The organism is Shewanella carassii, from assembly GCF_002777975.1.
Taxonomy (GTDB): Bacteria; Pseudomonadota; Gammaproteobacteria; order Enterobacterales; family Shewanellaceae; genus Shewanella; species Shewanella carassii.
In genome coordinates this window covers 1-22,569 of the sequence record NZ_NGVS01000028.1, presented here as the reverse complement: position 1 = coordinate 22,569, position 22,569 = coordinate 1, and the positions used below count along the sequence as shown (strand labels likewise).

Annotated in this window: 17 protein-coding genes and 1 pseudogene; 4 read left to right on the top strand and 14 right to left on the bottom strand. The window is 45.4% G+C overall.

Translation table 11 applies throughout. The features are described from left to right. Positions 1–149 precede the first annotated feature (149 nt). The 3 genes from dcm to CBE72_RS13410 all read right to left on the bottom strand — a co-directional run bounded on the left by dcm (position 150) and on the right by CBE72_RS13410 (position 4,403). Positions 150–1,880, bottom strand: coding sequence for a DNA (cytosine-5-)-methyltransferase (gene dcm, locus CBE72_RS13420; protein ID WP_052248270.1), 1,731 nt, complete (start codon positions 1,878–1,880; stop codon positions 150–152). 162 nt (positions 1,881–2,042) lie between these two features. Beyond that, positions 2,043–3,161, bottom strand: coding sequence for a hypothetical protein (locus CBE72_RS13415; protein WP_167387671.1), 1,119 nt, complete (start codon positions 3,159–3,161; stop codon positions 2,043–2,045). A gap of 15 nt (positions 3,162–3,176) precedes the next feature. Continuing rightward, positions 3,177–4,403 carry a type II restriction endonuclease gene (locus tag CBE72_RS13410; protein ID WP_039035881.1) on the bottom strand — a complete coding sequence of 409 codons (1,227 nt, stop codon included), beginning with the start codon at positions 4,401–4,403 and terminating at the stop codon, positions 3,177–3,179. Positions 4,404–5,018: 615 nt separating this feature from the next. On the opposite strand from CBE72_RS13410, the gene CBE72_RS13405 reads away from it, so the two are divergent. The 3 genes from CBE72_RS13405 to CBE72_RS13395 are packed head-to-tail and all read left to right on the top strand — an operon-like array spanning position 5,019 to position 6,923. Continuing rightward, on the top strand, positions 5,019–5,405 hold the full coding sequence (locus tag CBE72_RS13405; protein ID WP_039035880.1) for a hypothetical protein: 387 nt from the start codon (positions 5,019–5,021) through the stop codon (positions 5,403–5,405). Then, positions 5,398–6,561: a hypothetical protein gene (locus tag CBE72_RS13400; protein WP_071476506.1), complete on the top strand. Its 1,164-nt coding sequence runs from the start codon at positions 5,398–5,400 to the stop codon at positions 6,559–6,561. The genes CBE72_RS13405 and CBE72_RS13400 overlap by 8 nt, the downstream gene beginning before the upstream one ends. Before the next feature lie 2 nt (positions 6,562–6,563). After that, positions 6,564–6,923: a hypothetical protein gene (locus CBE72_RS13395; protein ID WP_071476505.1), complete on the top strand. Its 360-nt coding sequence runs from the start codon at positions 6,564–6,566 to the stop codon at positions 6,921–6,923. A gap of 185 nt (positions 6,924–7,108) precedes the next feature. On the opposite strand, the gene CBE72_RS13390 is transcribed toward CBE72_RS13395, so the two are convergent. Further along, positions 7,109–8,878 (bottom strand): hypothetical protein, encoded by a 1,770-nt coding sequence (locus CBE72_RS13390; protein ID WP_071476504.1) that lies wholly within the window; start codon positions 8,876–8,878, stop codon positions 7,109–7,111. 139 nt (positions 8,879–9,017) lie between these two features. Between CBE72_RS13390 and CBE72_RS13385 the strand changes: the two genes are divergently transcribed. Beyond that, positions 9,018–10,715 (top strand): hypothetical protein, encoded by a 1,698-nt coding sequence (locus CBE72_RS13385; RefSeq protein ID WP_071476503.1) that lies wholly within the window; start codon positions 9,018–9,020, stop codon positions 10,713–10,715. 216 nt (positions 10,716–10,931) lie between these two features. On the opposite strand, the gene CBE72_RS13380 is transcribed toward CBE72_RS13385, so the two are convergent. The 10 genes and pseudogenes from CBE72_RS13380 to CBE72_RS13330 all read right to left on the bottom strand — a co-directional run. Further along, entirely contained in the window at positions 10,932–11,390 is a 459-nt protein-coding gene (locus tag CBE72_RS13380) for a hypothetical protein (protein ID WP_071476502.1), read from the bottom strand. After that, positions 11,362–12,174, bottom strand: coding sequence for a hypothetical protein (locus tag CBE72_RS13375; protein WP_071476501.1), 813 nt, complete (start codon positions 12,172–12,174; stop codon positions 11,362–11,364). Before CBE72_RS13375 ends, CBE72_RS13380 begins: the two co-directional genes overlap by 29 nt. Positions 12,175–12,410: 236 nt before the next feature. After that, complete coding sequence (locus CBE72_RS13365) at positions 12,411–12,671, bottom strand: hypothetical protein (protein ID WP_071476499.1); 261 nt, start codon at positions 12,669–12,671, stop codon at positions 12,411–12,413. Positions 12,672–12,818: 147 nt separating this feature from the next. Then, entirely contained in the window at positions 12,819–14,342 is a 1,524-nt protein-coding gene (locus tag CBE72_RS13360) for a hypothetical protein (RefSeq protein ID WP_229672021.1), read from the bottom strand. Between the two features lie 99 nt (positions 14,343–14,441). After that, entirely contained in the window at positions 14,442–17,552 is a 3,111-nt protein-coding gene (gene mobF / locus CBE72_RS13355) for a MobF family relaxase (protein ID WP_100144122.1), read from the bottom strand. Continuing rightward, on the bottom strand, positions 17,549–19,525 hold the full coding sequence (locus CBE72_RS13350) for a type IV secretion system DNA-binding domain-containing protein (RefSeq protein ID WP_039036069.1): 1,977 nt from the start codon (positions 19,523–19,525) through the stop codon (positions 17,549–17,551). The genes mobF and CBE72_RS13350 overlap by 4 nt, the downstream gene beginning before the upstream one ends. After that, on the bottom strand, positions 19,512–19,868 hold the full coding sequence (locus tag CBE72_RS13345; RefSeq protein WP_010377289.1) for a hypothetical protein: 357 nt from the start codon (positions 19,866–19,868) through the stop codon (positions 19,512–19,514). Before CBE72_RS13345 ends, CBE72_RS13350 begins: the two co-directional genes overlap by 14 nt. An 11-nt stretch (positions 19,869–19,879) precedes the next feature. After that, a complete protein-coding gene (locus tag CBE72_RS13340) occupies positions 19,880–20,272 on the bottom strand; it encodes a hypothetical protein (protein WP_083399816.1) in 393 nt (130 codons plus the stop codon). Then, on the bottom strand, positions 20,272–20,736 hold the full coding sequence (locus tag CBE72_RS13335) for a hypothetical protein (protein WP_100144120.1): 465 nt from the start codon (positions 20,734–20,736) through the stop codon (positions 20,272–20,274). The genes CBE72_RS13340 and CBE72_RS13335 overlap by 1 nt, the downstream gene beginning before the upstream one ends. 1,005 nt (positions 20,737–21,741) lie before the next feature. Continuing rightward, positions 21,742–22,566 (bottom strand): annotated as a pseudogene (locus CBE72_RS13330) (IS110 family RNA-guided transposase); the annotation flags it as partial. Positions 22,567–22,569 lie beyond the last annotated feature (3 nt).

Below are 22,569 nucleotides of genomic sequence, written 5' to 3'. Positions count from 1 at the left end.
ATTTTAATCACAAAAAAAGATATCTATTCACATTAACTTAGCTCACACACCCTTATATGATTAGACGACCAACCTCAACATGCTCTTCCTCTAACTTGTTTTTGGACAGAACGTGTATGAAAAAGGAGGCTTTTGCCTCCTCACTTTTTCTATGCCGCATTTTCTTTTTGTTCTTCTTCCAGTGCCTTAGCCTTACCAATGAAAGGGCCAATCAGTTGAGCAACAGCACGAAACACAGGCACTACGACCGAGTTGCCGAACTGCTTGTAGGCACTGGCGTCGGCACAGACTATACGAAAATCGGTATCGCTTTCATCCCTGTCAAATTCGGGCTTCTCAAAGCCCATCAGGCGAGCGCACTCCTGAGGTGTCAGCCTGCGCGGAGTTTTGTACGTAGCGTCAAACTCGGGGGCATAACGACCGTTTTCGTGGTCATATAACTTCTCCCATTCCTTGACGACAGCCTTGTATTCTAGTTCTGTCATCTCTGGGTTTTCGAGCTTCACCTTGTCTGCATGCCCTATCGAGAAGGCCTCTCGCGCTTGGTTCTTACGGATGGCATGCATCCTATTATCCAGAAGATAACTGTCTTCCAACCCACTTTGATTGATCAGGATCTCGGAGCCATCCTTGTGGTATCTCGCCGACAGTGTGCGAGTCACTGCATCAGGACTCTTCGGATCAACAAGCCCGAATCCGAACCCGTTGCCCTTGCTCTGATGTTTCAGGGCATAGTGGTAAAGGTAGTTCCACAGGTTCTCTGTCAAAGTGTACTTGTCCCTGTCCTCCTTGCTCAGTTCGCAGAGGATCTCGGCGATTGTGTAACGCTTTTCCGGTTTGGGGATCTTGTTCAGGTCTATCTCTTTCAGGGTAGGATCCTTGGCGATAAGATCCTTACGCACACCGACAAGACAGACTCGCTCCCGGTGCTGCGGCGTGAAGTGTGCGCCGTCGATAACTACCGGATCCTGTTTGCGCTTGCGGACATTGGCGATGGCCTCTTCTATATCGACACCTTCGTCGGTAATGTTTGCCACCCAATAGCCAGCATTATCAAGCGAGTGGATAATTGTGGCGAAGGTATTGCCCTTATCGTGGCTCTTAAGATTCTTGACGTTCTCCAGCACAAAAAACTTAGGCTGGCGAGCATTAAGAATCTGCTCAACGTCGAAAAATAGTGTGCCTTGGGTATCACAGTTGAAACCATGGGCTCGGCCCAGCGAGTTCTTCTTAGACACACCAGCCAGAGAAAACGGCTGGCATGGGAAACCAGCAAGTAGCACATCGTGCGCTGGGATGTGCTTCTTGATATGTTCGCACTTTTCTTCACGGTTCATTAGGTTGTTACCGCTCTGGGTGACCTTGGTGATATCCATGAAGGAGGTGTTCCTTTCCGGGTTTTCTTCTTCGCTGTTGAGGAAGTAATCAAGCTCGTGTTCATCCACGTAGTGGTTGGCGAGATAGGTGCGGCGTGCCTTCTGCTCCCATTCGCTAGTAAAGATGCATTTCCCACCGATATCCTCAAAACCTTTGCGCAGGCCGCCGATACCTGCGAACAAATCGATGAAAGTGAACTCCTCATTGTCCCAATGCGCAGGTTTCTTCGGCAGCAACTGCTGTTTAATAAAGTCCCTAGCATTTTCGTCAATGATAATCGCATTTTTTTCGGGATCTTTGCTCCAACGATTGAGCTCAGTACGATCTATTCTAAGCGTCTTTAGCTCTGCACCATCTTTAAGCTCAGCCAGTTTTGCTAGCTGGATTGCTAGGTTCTTCTGGTCATAGACTTCGATTAGCAAACGAAGCAGCTTGTTAGTTTCCCGAAGGTCATTTCTAGTTCTTTGTTCGGCTTCAAAATCACCAAGTCTAATTTCTTTCATTGCACTTTCACCACTGGGTTAATTGTGTGATATTTTATCACACGTTTCTCCCTTTTTTCGAGTTTTGTGTGGATTTATACAGTGACCTTATACAGAAAAGGGGGCGAGCTGACGCATATATTATGCACTTTCTATTTGAAGCTTAAGCATGTAAGTAGAGAACTATTCATTTATCCGGCAACTTTCCAACAGTTCATCCGTGACCTTCACAAGGGAGACTCCGTCTAGCAGGGATTTTATATTCTCTGCCACTTCTTCTGGCGGAGTCTGGTAGCTGCCTAATACATGGAAGTCCGTTGCGGGAATCTCGAGGAAGCGGTTCTTGCTTGCACCAGTAAAGCTGGTTGTTTCGTCGCTCTCTTGTTTTTTTTGGTTCAAAAGAGCTTCAGTTTTGGTTGTGGTCAACTCTGTGCCGATGAGCAAAACTCTATTGTAATTGTCCCGGCGATTGAAAAGGTAGCCGGGATCAGAGTGTTTACTCCAGTCAGGTTTTACTAGGATCAGGTGTAAAGTGCGGATACCTATTTTCCCTAAGTCCCTGACTAGTTTCGCTTGGCCTACATTGATACCAAATTTGAGAGGAGCCTTCGCACCGCGCCTAAAGGGGTACTTGTGTTTGAGTTCGATCTCCCAGTACTGATTTTTGTAAAGGACGATCCGATCTAGGTCCCATAGCCAGCTGAAAAATGGCTGGATCACGAAATTTTTCAATACCCTATTAAGCAGAACCTCGTTCTTAAAATTGTCGATTGTTTCAAAGGCCCCATGTAGCCTGCCCCAGAAAACAGCCATCTGCCTTTCTGTATCCCTGACACTCTGCTGGATGGTGGGAAAAGGGATAGTTACGCAACTTCTTTTCCCTTGTAGGTAGGTTTGAAGCGGTAACATCTTTTTTTCCCGGCCGGGTTTGTGGCAATAGAAGTTAGAGCTTTCCTCGTCGAAAGCCACAGTAAAGGTGGTATAGGGCGCAAGTTTCTGGAGTGTTCTAACGTACTCTTGACTTACCAAGTTGTTGCTCCGATCCCAAACGAAGAAACACCTAGCATTTCCGTATCCTTTCTGCAGAGCGATCACTGTCGTGACGTTGAGCACCTTGAGACCTAGTTGTTCGAGGTGCCTTATGTAGGTCATGGCGACCGGTTCTATTTGTAATCCCTCTAGGGTTTGGTGCTTGTCGTAGCTAAGGAGTTCGAACTGGATGATTTTGTTGTTCAGATCTAGTTGACTAAGCGCAGTGCCGTTGCCGACAGGTGTTTGCGTTCCAAGCATTTCTGCATTCACTTTCACAGGCTCCAATCATCGCTGTATACTTTTGATTTCATTTATAAAATCCTTAAATGACATCAACCATTCGGCCTGCACAGGTTGGTAACTTGCTTGGATTGCTTCAGGTACCACGAGTTGAAGTTGTAGTTCTTCCATCTGCTGGGTTTGGGCTTCGCTGATAGCCGGTTCCATTGTTATAAGATGCTTACGTGGAACTCGTTTGGCCTCGGCCAACACCTGTCTCCACCGGTCCTTGCAGGTAGTCTTGGCACCGAGGATACGAAGCTTCTCCGCAGGAAAGCTGGTATCGGCATAGCAGTCACTACTCGGGAACACGAAATCAGGCTTCTGTCTCCCCTCTGTTTTGGCTCCACGGTCAAACAGGATGCCGTTGGAAAGCAGTATAGTTTCGATATGGTTCTCGAAGGCATGCCCGCTCCGTGACTTCCTACGATTCTGAACACTGAGAGAGAAACGTACGAACTCATCGACATCATCACCATTTTCGCCGAACCCTTCGCGCAGCCTCTGCTGCACGATATATTTCTCAAGCTGCCTGAATGCCGACTCCTCTGTCTCCATCCACTCGATGAGTGCCGTGTCAGGGGTATCGACTGGAGATAAATCCCTTGTTAGCTCACGTGCAAATTTGGAGAACTCCTTGGTTTTGGGAAATTCAGCACCGAACCTACTGAGGATAAGATCGAGGTAGTCGGTACCGTCGGAGCCAATTTCTATACCGTACCGCGCGAACATCAACCTGATAGGGAGGGTGAATCCGGACTGGCTGACCTCGACGCCAGTTAGTCCCCTCTTATTGGTATTGGTATCCCGCACACCGAAAAGTGTTCGGATCTGATCTTCGTACTCGCTACCAGGAGGGCAGAAGATCATCAGCAACGTCCCTTCATGCGTAGCTGCAATCAAGAAAAAATCGCCGGGCTCGAACCTGTTACTGACATCGTTAGATTTGTAATAGAGCCGCCACTCGGGCGAGCGGTTAGGGTCTTGATAACGAGTATCGTACCAAGTAACAGTATCCTCGCTGATGATCGGCTCGGCTTCATCCTCTGATAGGTAGACGAGCGTCGCGGCAATCTTTACTTGGCTTCCATCATCTGGAGTACCCAAGTATTCGCCAATACCAGCCTTGACCAACCCGCCTATCTCATGCTGATTTGACACCGGACTAGCATCGACGGCTGTAAGATACTTGAATGCGGCGGACGTGAATACATCAGCGAGCAGCTCGAACATGCTTACCTCTTGATATCTTAATGCTATTGGATGAGCTTAACCTAGATTAAACCCAAACTCATCAATAAGTTACATTTATGATGGTTATACTGTATGTATTCATGTATTTCATGTTCTGAATCGCCACTGATTTCCTAGACACCTTTTAGTTAGCTCAACTCCCATAGACCTCCTAGTTAACCGTGCAACGGCCCCACATACGCTCTCAGACCAACGAAAAAGTCCGCATACAAGTGATTTGGCCTTCATTTTGTTCAGTAAACGCCCCCAATTGGGCTTTGGGTAGTCCCTATCGTGCAGCCATCCCATAGGTTTAAGGGGTTAATCGTGCAGCCAACCAATATATCCAAGGCTTAAACGTGCAATGTTCCCACATATGCCCTTGCAATGGCGTTACATGTCACATTTTACATTCGTGACATGTAACGAAATATAAATATCTTTTTAAATTCATTTATATACGTTCAACCAGTAACACCAACCTAAGTCAAAATCTGGAAATTTCCTTCTGACTCTACAGACAAGACATTTGTCCAAATTGGGCAGTTTGGCGTGCCAATCTCGGCAATTATCAGCGGGATAATGGCTCCGTTCACTAAGCACGGAGTTATTTTTATGAAGTTAAATGGCATTGAGCTGCTCCACCTAGCTGTAGCACATGAGCTAAGAGAAGTTTGGGTCGTCAGGTTAGACCCACCCGATCAGCCCGGCAATCGGGGGCCAGATGGTGACCTGCTCTGGCCGGAGGTTTTGCTGTGCAAGAGTTCTGACGATGCAACTCATTTGGCTGAGTACCTAAGCAAAGCAGCCTTTGATGATTTTTCTGATTTTATGGCCGCAGAAGAAGATGGGGAAATCCATTCAGTACCTCAGGATGCAGATCAGTACATAGTTGCGCTCTGTAAAAGCATTCAAAGGTACAGATACGCATGGCTGGTAGAGCCAAGCATCAAAAGCATCTCACAAATCACATTGCTCAAGGAGGCTTTTCAACATGATTAAAAAGTCATTGAGTTTGCTGGCCTTTGCATTAATTGCATACTCAAACATTACACTTGCTCAGGAAAGCGCCACTGTGGGTCAAAAATCCTCACAGGAAAAGCGCACCCAAAGAGAAACCACGCTGAACGATGAGACCAACATGGAGTTACAACGCCAAAAAGGAGAAGAAGCAAGAAAAGGTGAGGAAAAACGAGACACGACCTCCACATCAATGCGTGATGCAAACGAAACATCATCTAGGCAGCAATACCAAAAGGCTAACCGTCTTTCAGTAAAAACAGCCCCACTTTCTATTCTTGTAGAGCTATTTGCCTATGTCGAAAAAGGTAAATCTGTAAGAGGGAAAACAGCAAACGTCATCAGAAATTGTTCGCTCATTACGAACCCACAAGCACCACAATTTCCAGAGTTAGAACCCAAACCCTTAGTTACAAGCGTTCAGGCCTGCATGGCCTGGAACAAAGAAAAAACACTGGGACAATGCCAAGTTGAGTTGCAGCAGGCAGCTTTCAACTGGGCCACCACAGGCATGCCTTCATCTATAAGAGTTCCATCTGAGCGACTGAAAAGAGAAGGTGTTTGCTGGGCAGTCTACGGACTTGTAGCAGAAGCAACGCTGGATGAAATATCAAGCGGGATTTCGGTCAACGGACGTGGCAAGTCAGCGATAAAAATGGCGCTTGCCAAGGTAATGAGTAAACAGCTCATACGTAATGACTTACCAGAAAAAGCATTGAAGATAGTAGATAGACAATTTGGAAGAAACTGCGTAGTGCCATCGACACGAGGATATCAGCATGAAGGAAAATACGAATGGTCATGCGGTTCTTTCTCTGCTGATCCAAAAAACCTGTCAGCCTCAATCGGCGAGTTCACTGTCTTTGGCCGAGGAAACTCGCTCTTTGGAGAGTCATGGGAGCTGGAGACATCATTAAATCACGACACCCTTTTTTCATTATCGACTACCAGAACTAACTCAAAAGAAGCATCAACGTCTAATGCTCAGTATGCAAGCACCGACAACCGCTCATCCAAGTCCCGTAACCTTTCAATGAGAACGTCCGAGCGCTTACAAACTGAGGAAGCATCCAATCTCAGCAACTCCACGGAGGCAAGCTTCACAGTGTCTCAGCCAGGCATAAAAGGAGGTAATTAAAAATGAAATCTGTACTGTATGGCATCATCATTGCCTGCCCAGTCACAGCCATTGTGATCTACTTTGCCTTAACTGGTAGGCAGGAAGTTCTTATCCAACAAAAAACACATGAAGTTCAACAACAAATTCGCTCGGAAGAATTTCATCGTGACTTCTCTAAGGCTTGGTCTGAGTTTGATCTACCCAACCAGCATGATAAGGCCCTCCTCTCGTCGGAAAACGCTGAACGGAACGAGCGAATCAAGCAGCTCAAAAAACTGCGCGCTCAGTTGGAAGCGGCTAACGGTGAGTCAATGGATGACCTCAAAGGAGACTTAGCTGAGATGAGAAAAGCATTGAAGGAAGCAGAGCAAGAAAAATAGAGGTTGCGGTAACTCATACTCGATCATACACATCCGCAGGTTAGCCACGACTAGATCGTAATGTCGAACTGCCGGTACCGTAACTCACTATTGGACAAAAGTGAGCTAGAACGTTTGTTCTAGCTCCAATCGATAGGATTAGAAAAAGTATAGTGGTTCAGTTCGGTTTTTAATCCGAGAAGCAATTAATGTCGTTCTAGCAGTTGTTCAATGTGAGTGGCAATACAGTTAATCGATTCACTGACAGCATCTATAACAAAGTCAAAAGCTCTTCCATAGCCGACGCTTAAACTGGCGGTATCAAACCCAAGGTCTTGCAGAGTATCAATACATTTCTTAACTGCATCATGGGCATCAGCGATCCTAAGCTCGTTATTCAAGAACAGCGGCGTTAATGTGGCATTTCGTTTTTTCCAACCCTCAGGTACATTTTCTGATGTAAAGCAATCAATAGTTTCATGCTGTTCGTTCAAAGATTCGAGTACGTTCAAAAGACTTTGCATCAACTTTAAACTTCCTAGATTTTTCACGTCAGTGCTTGGACACCCAGCATGGCAAAGAAGTGACTTGAGAAAACCATTTGGGGTTTTTTGAAGAATCTCATGGAGACTCTTACACCGAGCCAAAAATGCCTGTTGTGTCATATCTAGCGGCGCGACCTGAGCTAGTCGCACGAGAGATGGGTAATGCAACCATCCATTAGCGTCTACTTCTTCTCGACTAAAACCTGTAAGATCTTCAGGGGAATACAGTTGCCCAGTTGTCTCCCCTAGTGCTGATAGCCCTTCCCCCAAACGTAGCAAGCCTTCTAGAAGTCTTTGCACCTTTATTGTTATATGCTCTTCATCTAGATCTAATTGTTCAACAACCTCTGGCTTGATCTCGTAATTATACGCATGAACAATTTCTCTATCAGGCTTAGCCTTATACAGCTCACGAATCGGTACTCGGATTAAGTTTCGTCCAACGCGTTGGCATTCAGTAAAGCTCCACTGCCCTTTATATGAAGGTGAACACCACCACCGTCCATAGATGTTTATGGGTGTGGTGTCATAGAAGTTACTTTGCTCATATTTTTCGAGGAAGCGATCATCCAAGTAGACGTTGTAGTTAGCCATAAGCGCATTTGCTCTAGCATGTGTCATGGGCTCTTTGTCATTTGCCCAAAGCAAGGTCTCTGCGTCTTGCTCCAAGCACAGTTCTGGTAAAACAGCTTCAACCGAAGCCCAGAGCTGAAGAAGAATCCCTCCTTTGTGTTCTCGGAGATCTAACTCATACCATTGGGGACCTTCAGTTGGTTTTAATACAATATGAGATTTACCATTCAATGATTCTCGTAACTCTGGGGTGTCTTCTAATTGAGCTTCGTAGAAAAAAACACGCACGCCTTTAGCTCCACGCAGCCACAAATAACGGCGGAGGTATTCATTGGACATTTTCCAGCACACATCGCGCTTCAAGTGACCTTGATACTCACTTGATACTTCCCCCTCAGCAACATCAAATTCTGGTAAGTTTAAGGCGTCATATATGAGTCGTTGTTCTTCATTACCTATGCAGCGAGGGGTGAGACCAAGAGTCATCCAAACTTTTTCAGCGAGGTTAAAAGTGTAAAAGGAAGCGTCCCCCCAAGCCGCGACTATGTAATCATACCCAGAGATTGAAGGACTGAATTGAGCAGACTCTGCCTTTTCTTCACCAAAAGGAACAGAGTAAGTCACAACACCTTGCCCCGCTTCCCTCAAGACTTCAATTGGGCCATCGTTGCCCTCAGGAACAACAGCAATCTGAAGGTGTAAGTGTTCTGCATTTTCTCCATAAAGATCAGTCTCCTGCATGCAAGCGACCTCAACACGCAAATCAGGAGATAGACCTACAGGCTTCAGTAACTCTTTTAGTCTATGTGGCAAAATGGATTCTGGCAGAGGGAACGATTCAAGATAATTGAAATTCATAGTTAACAACCCGATTTTTAATCCTCATATGTAAACTGCTGAACCTGTAATCAGGTCACTAATTGCAACAGCCGCTCAATATATGCATAGTAGATTAGTATGTTATTGTTATAATAAGCCCTGCATGAGGATTGTTGCAATGGATGTTTGTCGTCTTGGAAGCCTTATCAATTTTTTTTCAATTCCCTCTAAAAAAGAGGATTTTGCAGAGTGGGTATCCCAGAAGGATGTCGTTGATTTTTTAGTTAGTGATGCAAATGACGATGACATAATTCTTCATGCATCAGCAAAAACTACTCTTCTTAATACTGTCCTTGTGCTAAAAAATGAACTGTCTAAATCTGACCCTCATCAAATGGCTTCTTGGGATTACAACAATGGTGGATGGTCTGTTTGTAGCGGTGGTGGTCGTGACAAATCGTGGGTCGAGCCACCACTAGAAAGTTGTAAACCTAGTGTTTTGAGCAAAGGTGAGCCTCTCATATTTAAGCGTTATTTTCACGGTGTAAGAGGGCGAGAGAGCTACATAGAGGTCTCTGAAAAGTTCTTGCAAGTTATGGAGTTGCACTATATGCATGAACTGAATTCTTGGTGCAAACTTGATAAAAATGGTGATATCGACGAAGTCATCAAAATTCATCAGTTGGAGAGAGAAGGTGAAGAGTATGGCACTGTAGTTTCGATTAGATTCAGCGTATTAGCAGAGTACTGCTATCTAACCGAAACAGCAGTCGTAAGGTTATTTGATGTTGATAGAATTGACTATGCAAACTTCACTAGCTGGGGTTCATCACCAGAAGAAGTCGTGGCTGAACAAGGTGTGTTTGGCAAGCGCAAAGTCATCTCTAACGCTAGCTACTTTAGAGGTGTTCAAGCATTTGCGCCGATACATGAAGATAATGAACACAATACTTCAGACGAACAACAGTATACAACGTTTATTGCTCAAGATTGGAAGAACAAGCGTATTGAAGAGATATCATGTGCTCCATCCGCTATTGATAATTACTTTACAGACTCAGATAAAGCCTTTGAATTAAGCCCAGCATTCTTCAATGCTGAAGTTATTCTCAAATACAAGTCCGACACTGATAAATACACCTTAGAGGAAAGATCAATAACATCTAGAGCGGGTTGGTATTTAAAGAGCTACGACATTAACGAAGCTGGACAAATCCATACTTATCTAGGCGATCTACAGAAACTGCCATACTCAGAACAATTGCACTGGAAGCAATATAATGAGAAGCCTAGAGCACCTATTTCAGAGAGAGCTTTAGAAACAGACTTTAAGGGAAATTGGTTTAAAGTTTGTAACCCAGTTGAAGATCTCAAGCGAAAATTGGACGAGCTTGATTCCAAAGGAACAACTTGGTGGAGAATGAAAAATCGTGTTGTGAAGCAATCCCTCCACTCTGTTTATTCAAAGTCTGTCGATGAGTGGAAAGAGGAAATTTTAAGGTTGGATCAGGTATTAGTCGAAGGTTTAATCAAGAAACAATTGAAAGCTAAAGCGAAGACGCTTGGTCAAAATCCACCGGATAAAGATAGAGAATTGAAACTAGTTGAATGGTGCCTCTTGGGGTGTGGTTTTGATGCGGAACATGCACGTAGCGTCCTTACTCCTTGGCATGATGCTCATAATCTGAGAAGTGTCCTCAAGGGACATATTTCAGGACAAACCGCTGAGCAAATCAGACTAGATGCCATCAAGGACTTTGGTTCACTTAGAAACCACTTTAATGACCTCTGCGAAAGATGCCATGAATCACTCTGTATCATCTTCAATGCTTTGGAAGAACATCAGCAAGACAAAACAGGTACTCAAAATATTTAAAAGTAGGGCTATTCACATGAGCCTAGTAAATCTAATCTGACAACGGCACCCAAAAACGGGTAACTGTCAGATCAGGCCTGAGCTAGTACAGGTCATTGTTTTTGTTTGGCGACTAAACAATAACTCTTCAGCCGTTTTCATTTCCAGTCCACGATAATCTGCGATGAACCATAAAAAAGGCAGGTTAGCCTGCCTTTTTAACATTTGGAGTGATGCTTATGTTTCCTCATCCGATTTAAGCTCCAATCGTTTACCCAGTTCCTCCAATAGGCTTGGCCCTGTCAGGCTATAATTAATCACCGCCGGATTATTGTCACGAACATCAGAGAGGTCCAGATGTAATCCTGCTTGACTCTCTCCTGTTACATCCTCTAGGCAACGTCGAGATTCCAAGTCAAGAGCAGTCATATATTTCTGTTCATTACTTTGAGGACCGAGCGCCATGGTAATGAGACAGTCTTTTCCATGCTCAATCTTGTAAGTAACATCAATAGCGTCACCACTTACTGGGAACTTAAAAACCATAAGTGAAGCGTCGTTAATTCCAGGCTTTGTCGCACACCCAGCCAAAGAGAGCATAGATGCGGTAGCCACTGCTAAGATTGCTTTTTTCATTTCAGTTTCCTCATTTTCTTGAATGTAATTCTCAACGACCAATTGACTTGTTTTTGTCACGGTCGATTCTTTTTTCACTGTGTTGTTGGTGCTGAATTGACGATACCGCTTGACGTTCTTTCTCTCTCGAGTGAGATCGGGATATAGCTTTTTGATGCTCTGGGCGAGGTTGATATTGGCTGTACTCTTTCTTGGCAGAATGAGATAACTTGTTATAGGTGCTAACTATCAGCTTATCAGCCTCCTTCTGTTGGCCGCTTTGCTCCAACCGTTTGGCATTGCTTATTGCATCTGACATCAGTCCATGCCGCTGTTCTGTTTTGACCTCTAGTTGAAGGCGGGATAACTCAACACCTAGGGCCTTTGTCATTTTCCCAATATCTTTTTTTAGCTCCTGGGCAGCTTGTTGCTGCTTGGCGTTATCTGGCTCAAAAAAGATTTTCTGGATAGCCTTTGCAGCCATCCACACCATGGCGCCTGCTGCTTCAGTGAAAATATCGTTCTCCAGATAACCTCTTTGATAGTTAGAAAGCGTTTTAGAGAGCCAGTTATCTTGGGTTGGTTTATCGAGCCCCATGCTTTCAACCTGCTTCATTAGTAACTGGACAGAATCAACAATTTTCATCTGCTGCTCAGATAATTGCCGATACTGCTCATTCATATGAACATGATCAAAAACGCTAGTTTTAATCTGCTCATCTTTAATAGGATGACTATTCATACTTTGCACAATTGACTTAGCCGCCGATTCAAGCTGCCCAACCAACTTGTTAGGGTCAGAGACATCAGCTTTGCTAAGTTCTTGATAGAGCGCCGCAACTTTCGCTTTTTCGTTCAATTCCATTCCAATTACCTCTTAATGACGATGTTTTACATGTAGATTTCCATTAACCCACTCTGCGCTAATGAAATTATTGGGCTCGGTAATGTGTTCAACGTGGCTAGCTGACGCCTCTATATCTGCATGAAAGCGCTCGATCTCAGCCTGATAAGTCCGCATTTCAGCCACAAGGTTGGATAGTTGAGAATACAGATCAGGCTTGGGCTCTCTTCTGAAGATTTTTCTGAAAATACTGGTAATCATTGAGTGCCGCCTTGATACCAAGAAGCAATAGGTTCGAAGTGATCTCCCCACTCCATGATCTTCAAAAAGTCATCGGTGTTATCGACTCTGGCGAGTCCACAATATGTTTTTGTGTATCGACCATCGAGGCACTTCAATACCGTGAAATGAAGAGGTTCACCAGATTCTGCTCTTGCCGCGGTTACACCTCGTCTTTGATGAATGTGAGCGTCATTTATTGGAAGTACTAATCCGTTACCTTGAATCTCTGCCGCCATAGTGTCCTCATTTATCTCTACTCTCTTTGAGCTAATATTTTCTCAGGTGAGCAAGCTTTAGATGGCACGGCAAAGTGCCCAATTTGGACAAAAAAGAAAGGGGCCTGAGCCCCTAAAAGAATGAGTGAAGAAGTTGAATTCGATGATCTAGCGTTTGTGTTCGCCAGCTTCTATCTGTTCGCGAGAAAAGACTGTGGGACAACGTGACAGATCCGGTTTTCCATAACCATTCACAGCCTCAGACCTGCTACATATGTAGGCATCAAACCGACCTGCCGCTTGCATCATTTTTTCTTTGGCCTTCATTGACTCGCTTGCCTTTTCTAGGTAATCACAGGCAGGATAAGACCAAGTTGCGAGTCCTGAATGACCTGCCGCATATGTAGAGCAGGTTTCCCGCTCCGTGACTTTCTCTGTGTAACTTGCAATACCACTTCCTTTTTTCTGGAGTTGAGTCTGAATAGTTGAGTCGTGCTGGTACGGACCGGGATAGCTCCAATAAGGCACCTGATAGTTGTTGAATGCAGGAGAGTACACCGACATAAACCCACGAAGACCCTCGCTTTCGCCAGCAATGTAATCAGCAACACGTTTCCAGTTACCGTCTGTCCATTTCAAACAGTGGTAACCCCCATTCGTTTGACGAGGTTTAGCTCCCAGCGCGATAGCGAGCTCATCAATTTCGATGTCACTATCCTGGCTGCTACTACCTGTACCAAACGCTGCACACATACCACCCACGTGCATTACTGAGATGACACTGGAGCGCCCAATTGCGAACGGTCTGATATCAAACGCATCAAAGTATCCAGTTCGTTGATAATTATAGAAGTTGGCAGCAATCATATTCATTGCTCCAGATCTGGATTGCATGTTTAACACATCTCGAGACATTTTAAGCGCACTATCCCAACCAACCCGCGACGCCGCTGCCGCAATAAGGCTGCCCATCACATCATTATCATGAGCCGAGATAGTGTATTGAACAGATGAAACTGGAGTCCGTACTGCACAGTATTCGTAATATTCATTAAAGGCTAAATCCTTACGCGCTTGTGGAGCGGCTGTATTGTGCTTCACCAAGAATTTATCCAAGCTCAGTTCCTGACCGTTCTCCGTACACTCACCACCTCCGTTGATTAGACAACGCTCATAAAACTCAACCGTGCTTTTGAAAGAGGCAACGTTGGTAAGCGCATAATGGTCGATAAAATCGTCTACTGAGAACAGTTGACCAGAATCATTGAAGCAATCATGGAATCCATACTTCATAGCCTTATCTGCTTCGTCGGAATAGCGATCTATTTTTGAAAAATTCACCTTCCTTTCTTTTTGGCGTCGCTCATCGTTGGCTGTACGAATGCGCTCCAGGGCTGCTGATTGATAACCCGGCTCTAGCAACGCCTCGGTCCAAGAGTTAAAGGTTTGCCACTCGGCACCTAAATTTGCCACCATCTTAGCTGCCGAGTTGAATGCCTCCTCACTGCCGAAGTCTTCCTGTCTGAATCCAACGAGTTTCATGTCGGCTAGTGCTGCTTGTGTGTCCGGATCTGTTTTTTCAATTTTCTGGACCGACGTATCTGTCTTAGTCTTGCCGGCGATGTTAGGCATGGTCGCGGAGCAACCTGCCAGTGCAGTCATTACAACTATTGACGTAAAAAGAACTTTCACTTTTAGATCTCCCTTTTGGTTCTGTATCCATTCCATTTTCAAATAAAAGGGCAGTCTAGCCAGTACGCCAAACTGCCCTTTTTGGACAATAGACCGCAATTATCTAGTTAGACTGCGTTCACTGTCGCCTCTTGATATACCTTTAGCCTGAGATTTACCTGTTGTCTGCGTTGACGAGCGTCCTGACTCTGGTTGTTGCCATAGCTTATCAATCAAGTGATCCAGCGGTTCCAGAGACTGGTAACGGCTTTCCTTAGCCGTCTGTTTTTGACCTGATCGTTGCTCTACAGCTCGAACCAGCCCTTCTTTTGAATCGGTATAGAGATACACGCGGTCCTTTGCTCTTGATATCTGCACATAGAACTGTTCCGTGTTCAATAAAGCTTCTCGGTTGGTTTCAGCGTGCACAAACACGTTCTGGGCTGTCTTACCTTGGGCAGCGTGAACAGTCATGGCGTAACCGTGATCCCAATGGGAATTAGCCAGCTTGGACATATCAAACTCACCAGTTTTACCATTTGAAAGTCTGAAGGTTACGTTCGTGCCTTCTATCTTCTCAACAGTGGCCGTGTCATTGTTCAATCGTCCAGTCGGCTTATCATTATCACGCCACACGATCTTCTCACCAACGGCCAAACCACTTTCAGTTAGGTTGAACATCTGGATGTTCTTGGCCGCATAGCGTTCAGGGGAGAAGCGAATCAGCTCAGCCTGCTCATTGGCCCCGAACTTCTTAAGCAAGATATCGTGGTTATCTCGACCAACAACCTGATAATACAGGCCCTTCTTGATGCCCTCACGCTTGAAGCTACGCGCAAACCGGACGATTTGCCCATTTTGATACGATGTCACCATACGCCTTTCAGCTTCTGTTGCATCGACCGGTGATAGCTGGTTAGTACGCAGCTCTTCGCCCAGAGCACCTTCTTTTTTTAGGGCGTCACGAACTAATTCATTCGTGCGACGACGGCCCTCTCGGCTTGGTTCGAGGATGATACTTTTGGCTCGTTCCTGCGGCGCAAGAGCCATGTAGTCCGTCACAAGCTCTTGTCTGCGGGCTTCACCGCTTTTCTCATGGTCAATTTTTCCACTTTTCTTATGCGCGACCAATTCTTTTATCGTGCTGCCACTCTCCTGTAACCGACTTAGAGCATTAGAGGCCCTTTTCATTAGGGAGAGGTATACCGCATCCCTTGTTCCTCGGTTCGTCTGCCGAACGATTTCTTCCAGATGGTAGGTTTCCATCCCGTGATTTTGAAGCTGCCTGAAAGCAGCACCAGCTTCGACTGAGGCTAGCTGACGAACATCACCGGTCAATACGACACGAGCCCCCGATTGCCCCGCACGTTGCAAGAGGTCTCGCATTAGCTTGGTTCCTACCATGCTGGACTCATCCACAATCCAAAGTTGAGGAGTTTTTTCCAACATTTTTCCAAGACCGTCACGTTCTCCCTGTAACTCTGATCTTTCATATTGGAGTTCGTCGAGTCGTTTCTGATAGAGCGGCGAATTCTCGGGAATCCGAACCCCAGTCTTTTCATCAACATATGGATTGGAGAGGGCTTTTTCGATTTGCTCTAACCGCTTATCAATTTTATCGATCTGGGTATGAGTTTTCCGTTCTTGAACCCACTCGTTGCGGTTTTGTGCCAGAAAAGACTGAATTGTTCCAGACTGAATTTCAGCACCATCAATCAAACTCTGACCAGCAGAATTCGTAGGGGTAAGCCCCCTAACCTCATACCCCATATCCCTCGCGGTCTCAGCTACAGTTCGTAGGACGGAGGTAGTTTTAGCCGTACCTGCGAACCCTTGCACTCCAACGATCCGATTCTCTGTGAGCAGAATGCCCTCGGTAGCTCTCCGTTGGTCAGCGTTCCACTCGTACCCCAATTCGTTGGCTTTCTCCTCGGCATTAGAAATGGCCGCAGCCGCCTGTTCCCGGCTGCACAATGCCTGAACTCGGTCGCGGCCAAGGTATTCCTCCTTGATCACCTCATCCTCGATGGCGATGGCCGCTTTCGACGTATATCCCCGAACATCAATCTCTTGCTTGCTGACCTTATCAAAGGTTCTAACCGACTTCTCTATGAGCTGACCACTGCGAATTGCAGCATCAATTGCATTCGTTACATCAGAAAGTAGTACTCGCGATCCGGCATAACGGCTAGCCACTTTGACTAGATCGTGGTGTGCCCAAGACGTATCACGTTCTCCAAGGTGCTCAGTCGCCCACATGACGGCTTCGTTGGCTAATTGAACCCGCGCCAAAATCGCCTCGGATTGCCGCTCCAGGGATGGGGTATTCTCCCGAGACAGAGCTATGACCCCTTCCAATTCTGTCAGCTTCTCTTCACCCAATTCTGCATGCCAGCGATTCAGAAGTTCACCACGCTCAGCAGCGACTTTTCGATCCCGCGTGTCGAGCGTGGCGGTCTCCTTTTCCCCAGCCGTGGCCGTTTCACGAGTCTTTCCCCTAGCCTCCAGCGCATCTCCGATTGCCTCTGATCGTTTCGACAGTTCACGTACAGTATCTTTACTTACCCCAGCAATCTCCCAGGTCCCATCTTTACCCTGGTGCTCTAGTCGAAAGCCCAGTGAACCAACCTCTTGAGCGAGAAATTGACGGTAGACCAGACCAAGGTGCTTTTGGTCAATGAAGATTGGTTTATTCTCCGTTGAGCGCCACTGGCCGTCATTTCGCTGTGTTAAGTTCATTACCACGCAGTGTGTGTGAAGCTGAGGATCAAGGGCACGACTGGTTGTGTGTTTGAAAGTGGCTGCGACCAGCGAACCTGTTTTCTCGTATTCAACGGTATCCTTAGTACGGTTGCGATTCCTTGTGACAATATATTCGCTCTCTATATATTGAAGTACCGCTTGGACAGCCTGGTCATGGGCTTCGAGAAGCCGTTTGTCGCCTGCTACCTCTGCCAGAATAGAAACACTCTTAGGTGCTGAAAAAGTGAGGTCGGTCCCTGGTTGATGTTTCCATTCGCCGTCACGGAAAGTGCCAACCTGTTGACCGTCTGGGAGCCGCCCATCCAGAAGTGATTTAAAAGTTTCCCGCTCCACCTCACCAACAAGACTGAGAGCCTCAGCTCCAGAGCCTACCCATGCGGAAGGAGATAGCCCGTCTACATAGTAGTCATCATGCTCAAAGTAATGACCGGCAGCTCCGGCACTTTTAATAGAAGACGCAGACATCATGATTTTTTGCCTCCTTTCCCAAGCAGGCCAAATACCAAATCATCATCCATTCCAACCGTTCCCAATACTGAATTTAGTTCCTGCTCTAAGTCACTTGGGCTTGGTATTGGCCTTTTAAACTCATCAACGTCCCGCTCATCGGAAATCTCTTTCGGAACATAGCCAACATCAGCTTCCATTTTTAAGGCTCGTGCGGCATTGAGCAGGCGCATACCAACCGTCTCATTCTCATCACCTTGAATAAAACCATCAGCGATCTTCGGAAGCCTCAAGAAAGGAATATCAATACGGGCTTTACTCTCCACACCCCAAATTTTGACAAAACAAGACAAATCAGGCAGATCCATGATTTCACTGGGAAGAACAATTTTTCGGTTTTGACGTTTAGAACTGACCCGAACGCCGTCTCGAATGTCATCGGCGGAGTAGTTTAAGTCTTCATCAACTTCCTCACGCTCAGCTTCACCAAGTACCTTGGAGACCCATTCCGCAGTGTCGGCATTATTCAAACGGAAATGAAGCTGCGTGGAGCATAAGCCAAGTATGGTTTTAGAGGTGTTTTTCCCGAACTCTTCCTCTAGCTGGTTTATTTCCTGAATACCCAAAACAACAGCCGCACCGAAGCCCCGCCCTTCGGCCATCAACATTGAAAGAGCAGGAATTTTTTTGAGGCTTGGTAGCTCATCGACAACAATCCAAAGAGTCCGTTCGTTATTAACCCCACGCGCCATCAACCCTTTGGCCGCAGCTTGTATCCAGGTCGAGATGAGAGGTTTCTGTATTTCTATTTCAGATTCTCGTACTGGTAAGAACAACCAACTATCATCGGCATTAGGTTCATCGCCTTCTGCAATCCAATCTCTTATTGAGAAGAATCCTTTTTTATTCTCTTCTTTCAACAGGCGAAGTGGACGAACACCATCTACGATGGTTGAACGGATACTTTCGAGAGTTCGCTCGTTATCTTCATTGAAATATGTCGCTGCTGGAGTGCCTGCAACCAGTTCTTTGAGTAACTCAAGGTCATTCCACGCTGTCGCCCGAAGAAGTGAAAGCAATGACTTCGGTCCATCTAGATATAAATTCTGAAGTGCGGCTGAAACAACGGCTCTGGCAGCGGATGTAAAGAATTTCTCAGAACCGCTATTACTATTAGAACTAGGTAAAAGTGTCTCAGCTATCCAGTCTGCATCGAATGGTGAGGCCATTTCTTCCCATGGAGTCCATTGGTGTGAGCGGCTATCTGCCGGATTGAGTATGTGATCAACTCTGTCCCGGTAGAACATCTCTACGAACTCGCCTTTCTTGTCATATACCACGGCTCGGTCTCCACGAGCACGAATAGCTTTAAGCAAATGAGTTAGTGCAGTAGATTTACCGGCCCCGGTGGTGCCACTAATCAAGGTATGCTTTTTTGAAAATCCTGTGGGTAAAGGGAAATCGCCGAGGGTTAAATCAGAAACACCATGCTTTTCTACGATTTCTCCTTTCAATTTTTCGGCTGAAACAAGTTTCGCACCTCGAATATATTTGTCTTCTTTGATTTCCTTACCTCTTTTAACGGCCCTAACAACAAGATAAACACCAATAGGCAAGTACAATACAAAGAGCGAAATGAAAGCCAATCCAAAGGATTTGAGAAGCTTAACAGCAGCTTCCTGGAATAGTGGTTCATTTATCACCACAGAGGATGGCAGAGAGTCGCGTCCATCTAGGGCAACACAGGTTCCTATAGTCACGCTTGAAAATGGTTGTACTAGTGCCTTCAATTGTGCCCAAAGATATGTACTGGCGTTTTGCAAGACACATTCATCGGCGTCTATTCCGATGTATAACAGGCCACCGACAATCGCCAACAAAACACCAGGCAGAAAGATCCAAATTCCGCTGAATAACAACATCTGCTGGCTATGAAGCCATGTATCCGCACCACGAACAAAGTCACCGACTCGACCTTTTCTAATCGTTGCCATTTTCAGCACCTCCAATGAAATACTCTCGCAAAGCATTTGTGCGGGCTGAAATGACCTGTTTAGCCTCAGCCATTTCATCCTCAGAGCAGGTCTTTTTGAGCAGAAAATCGGTGGTTGCTACGTTGATCGACAGCAGGTTAATTAGCTGCTGATAAATCTCCTTCTGATCCACTTGTACATTTCTGATTTCGTGCAGTGTTGAGTCATTATTTAATGCCTGCTCAATCAAAGACACCGCCGTTTTACTAACCGTTTGCCCTGATTCTTTAGCTAGTTCCTTCAACAAAATATGTACTTGTCTAGGTGGATATATTTGTACGCGGTACGCCTTAGAAACTCCCATTGTAGTCCCCCTTATCCCTGATTCTCTTGCGTGTGACTCCTATGCAACTCTGCATGTGCAGAGGCGCCGTGAGTCCCCTCAGAAGGCGCTACTGCGCCGGATGAGACAGACCACTCGCGGTGAGTGGGGTGTGGAGAAAAATCCGGGCGAAGCACGGCTTTTTCTTGCTGTGAGATGGGGTCCCGGAGCGCTAAGCTCGGGGTGATTGAAGAAAATAGTTCCGCTAGTTTTCTGGTAGAATATTCGCGTCGCTCTGCTGCCAAAAGTGCCAACTGAGAAGCTATGGTATTGATTGCATCAACGGCGGTACTAGATTCAGCAGCGATCTCTAATATTTTTAGATAGCTGCTACCGCAGCAATGCAGGCAGGTATAAGGGTTGTTAAGACTAAATTGATTACGCATCACTTAGCCTCCTGCCATCGGATATCAATGGAATCACAGTTTGGTAAATTGAGCTCCGCCATTGATTCATAAGACCGACTGATGGCTGCTGGTTCATCTGGCCATAAACCATGTTTACCTTCATTTTTAGCTTTTAATGTTACTGAGCAAACAGGTCTCTTTCCTCGATTATCCCATTGAAATTTAACTTCAGGATTAAGATACCGGCCATGAATCACTATGGAGTCACACTGATACTTGTAAATGGTCTCCCGAATCTCACCAAGATCTTTCTTAAATTGATCCGAGTTGCCAGTATCGTGAGACACGTTGCATGACTCATTTCCGTTTTTTTCGTGAATAACGAACAGGTCGCGGGCATTAAGGAAGTAGTGGTCCATCGTGATTGAATCAATGCTTTTGGTTGTACAACCAGCCAGCATACCGACAGCGACGAGCGCAGTAGTTAAAGTGATCAATTTCATTGGTTTATCTCCTGATTGATTAAAATCAGGATTATTTTTACTTAGAGGGGAGTCATTGTTGGCACGCCAAACTGCCCAATTTGGACAAATCAGAAACTGGGTAAAATTAGGCAGGTATCATCCAAAAACCACCTGTTGATGGCTTTCTGATGTAGCGCAGCCACAACTTTCCTTGGTCGTCATCGAAAAGCAACCTATTGGTGGTGTTTTGGTGGTATTCAGTAGGGTTTAGGCCGTCTCAGTCCCTCAGAGTCATCGAAAAGCCACCTATTGGTGGTGTTTCGGTGACTATTGAGATAAACAACGAATGCAGGTTTGTTTTTAGGGTTCAAAAAACAATAGGTTGCGCTTAAGGAATGCACACAAGCCTAAGAGTAAATAGATTTAATTTTCAGGTCACAGATATCGGGATTCAATGTAAGGCTGTACATCATTCAGCTCGTTACTTTTCCTCTGCAAGTTCACCTGGGCGAAATAATGGTAAACATCTTATCGAAAACACGCTGTTGCCCCATTCCTTGTTTCGGTTCGTTGGCTCAATAGAAAACTCCTACTCTTGTTGCCATACAAAATCTCATCCATTTACCTAATGTTTGGACCTAACGTAAAGCGACTAACAATGTATGGGTATACAGTCGCATTTAAATTTAGGTGTTTTGGTATGATTTTTAGACAAAATCAGTGCGCACTAATTCCATCCAAAATAAATAAAACTCTATAAAATCAGGAGAATATAGTAACTGAATTTTAGTTAATAGGTTTGGAAAACACGCATGCGCGTTTTTCCAGATGGTATATTTGGCAGAAAGCTGATAAATTCTTTGCATACAGATAGTTAACCGTGCGCGTTTTCACTGGTCCAACGATGTAAACGCGCATGCGCACAAATAAAATGTTAAGTGATTCGGAGAGATTCTCGTGTTTGAAAAAATAAAAAATTGGTATCAAGGAGATACGAAGCCATACGAGAATGACCCCAATGATTCAGTAATGATTATTGGAGTTCGTACGGAGTATCACTGGATTACATTGCATGGCTGACATCATGGCCATGTACAAAACGGTTCTCACCTGTGCGCGGCCTCCTTGGATGACTCGTTTCCCTTTGTAGCGTCCGCTTTCACGTGTAATAGGGGCGACGCCGATGAGTGAAGCCGCTTGCTTGTTGGTAATGTAGCCTAACTCAGGCACATTGCTGATGATAGACGCAGCGGCGATATTGCCGATACCAGGTACACTTTGTAAGAGGGTATTTTTAGTTTGGTATTCGGGGCAATCTTCGATGAGTTTGACAAGCTTATTTTCAATCTTTGAGACCTGATTTTTTATCGCAGTCAGGATGGGTGTCATTGTCGAATGTAGGTGCTTAGGCAAAATTTGAATACGATTTTTCTCCATGGTCTGCATCGCGAGCAGCTGATTGCGGCGAATTACTAAGTCACTCATTAAACGTATGTTCTTAGCCTTTATGACCGTTAACTCAGGTTTAATGGCTTCACCATAATGGGCGATAAGCTGTGCATCTAAGCGGTCATTTTTGGCTCTACGACCAATAGCACCGGCAAAGCGTTTGATATGAACAGGATTGGCACGAACAATAGGCAACTTGGCCTCGGTACACGCTAACACGAAGGGCATTTCTAGGCGCCCAGTCGCTTCGATAACGATACGCTGTGGGTTGTGTTTTTTGATAGTAGCTAAGGCTTGTTTGATACCCTTTTCGTTGTTTGGCACGGTAAAAAAGACATCGAATGGACGGATGTAAATGTCGAGCTGTGATTTGCCGGTATCAACACCAATATTAATGTTTTGAAGTGTGTTTGTATTCATAAT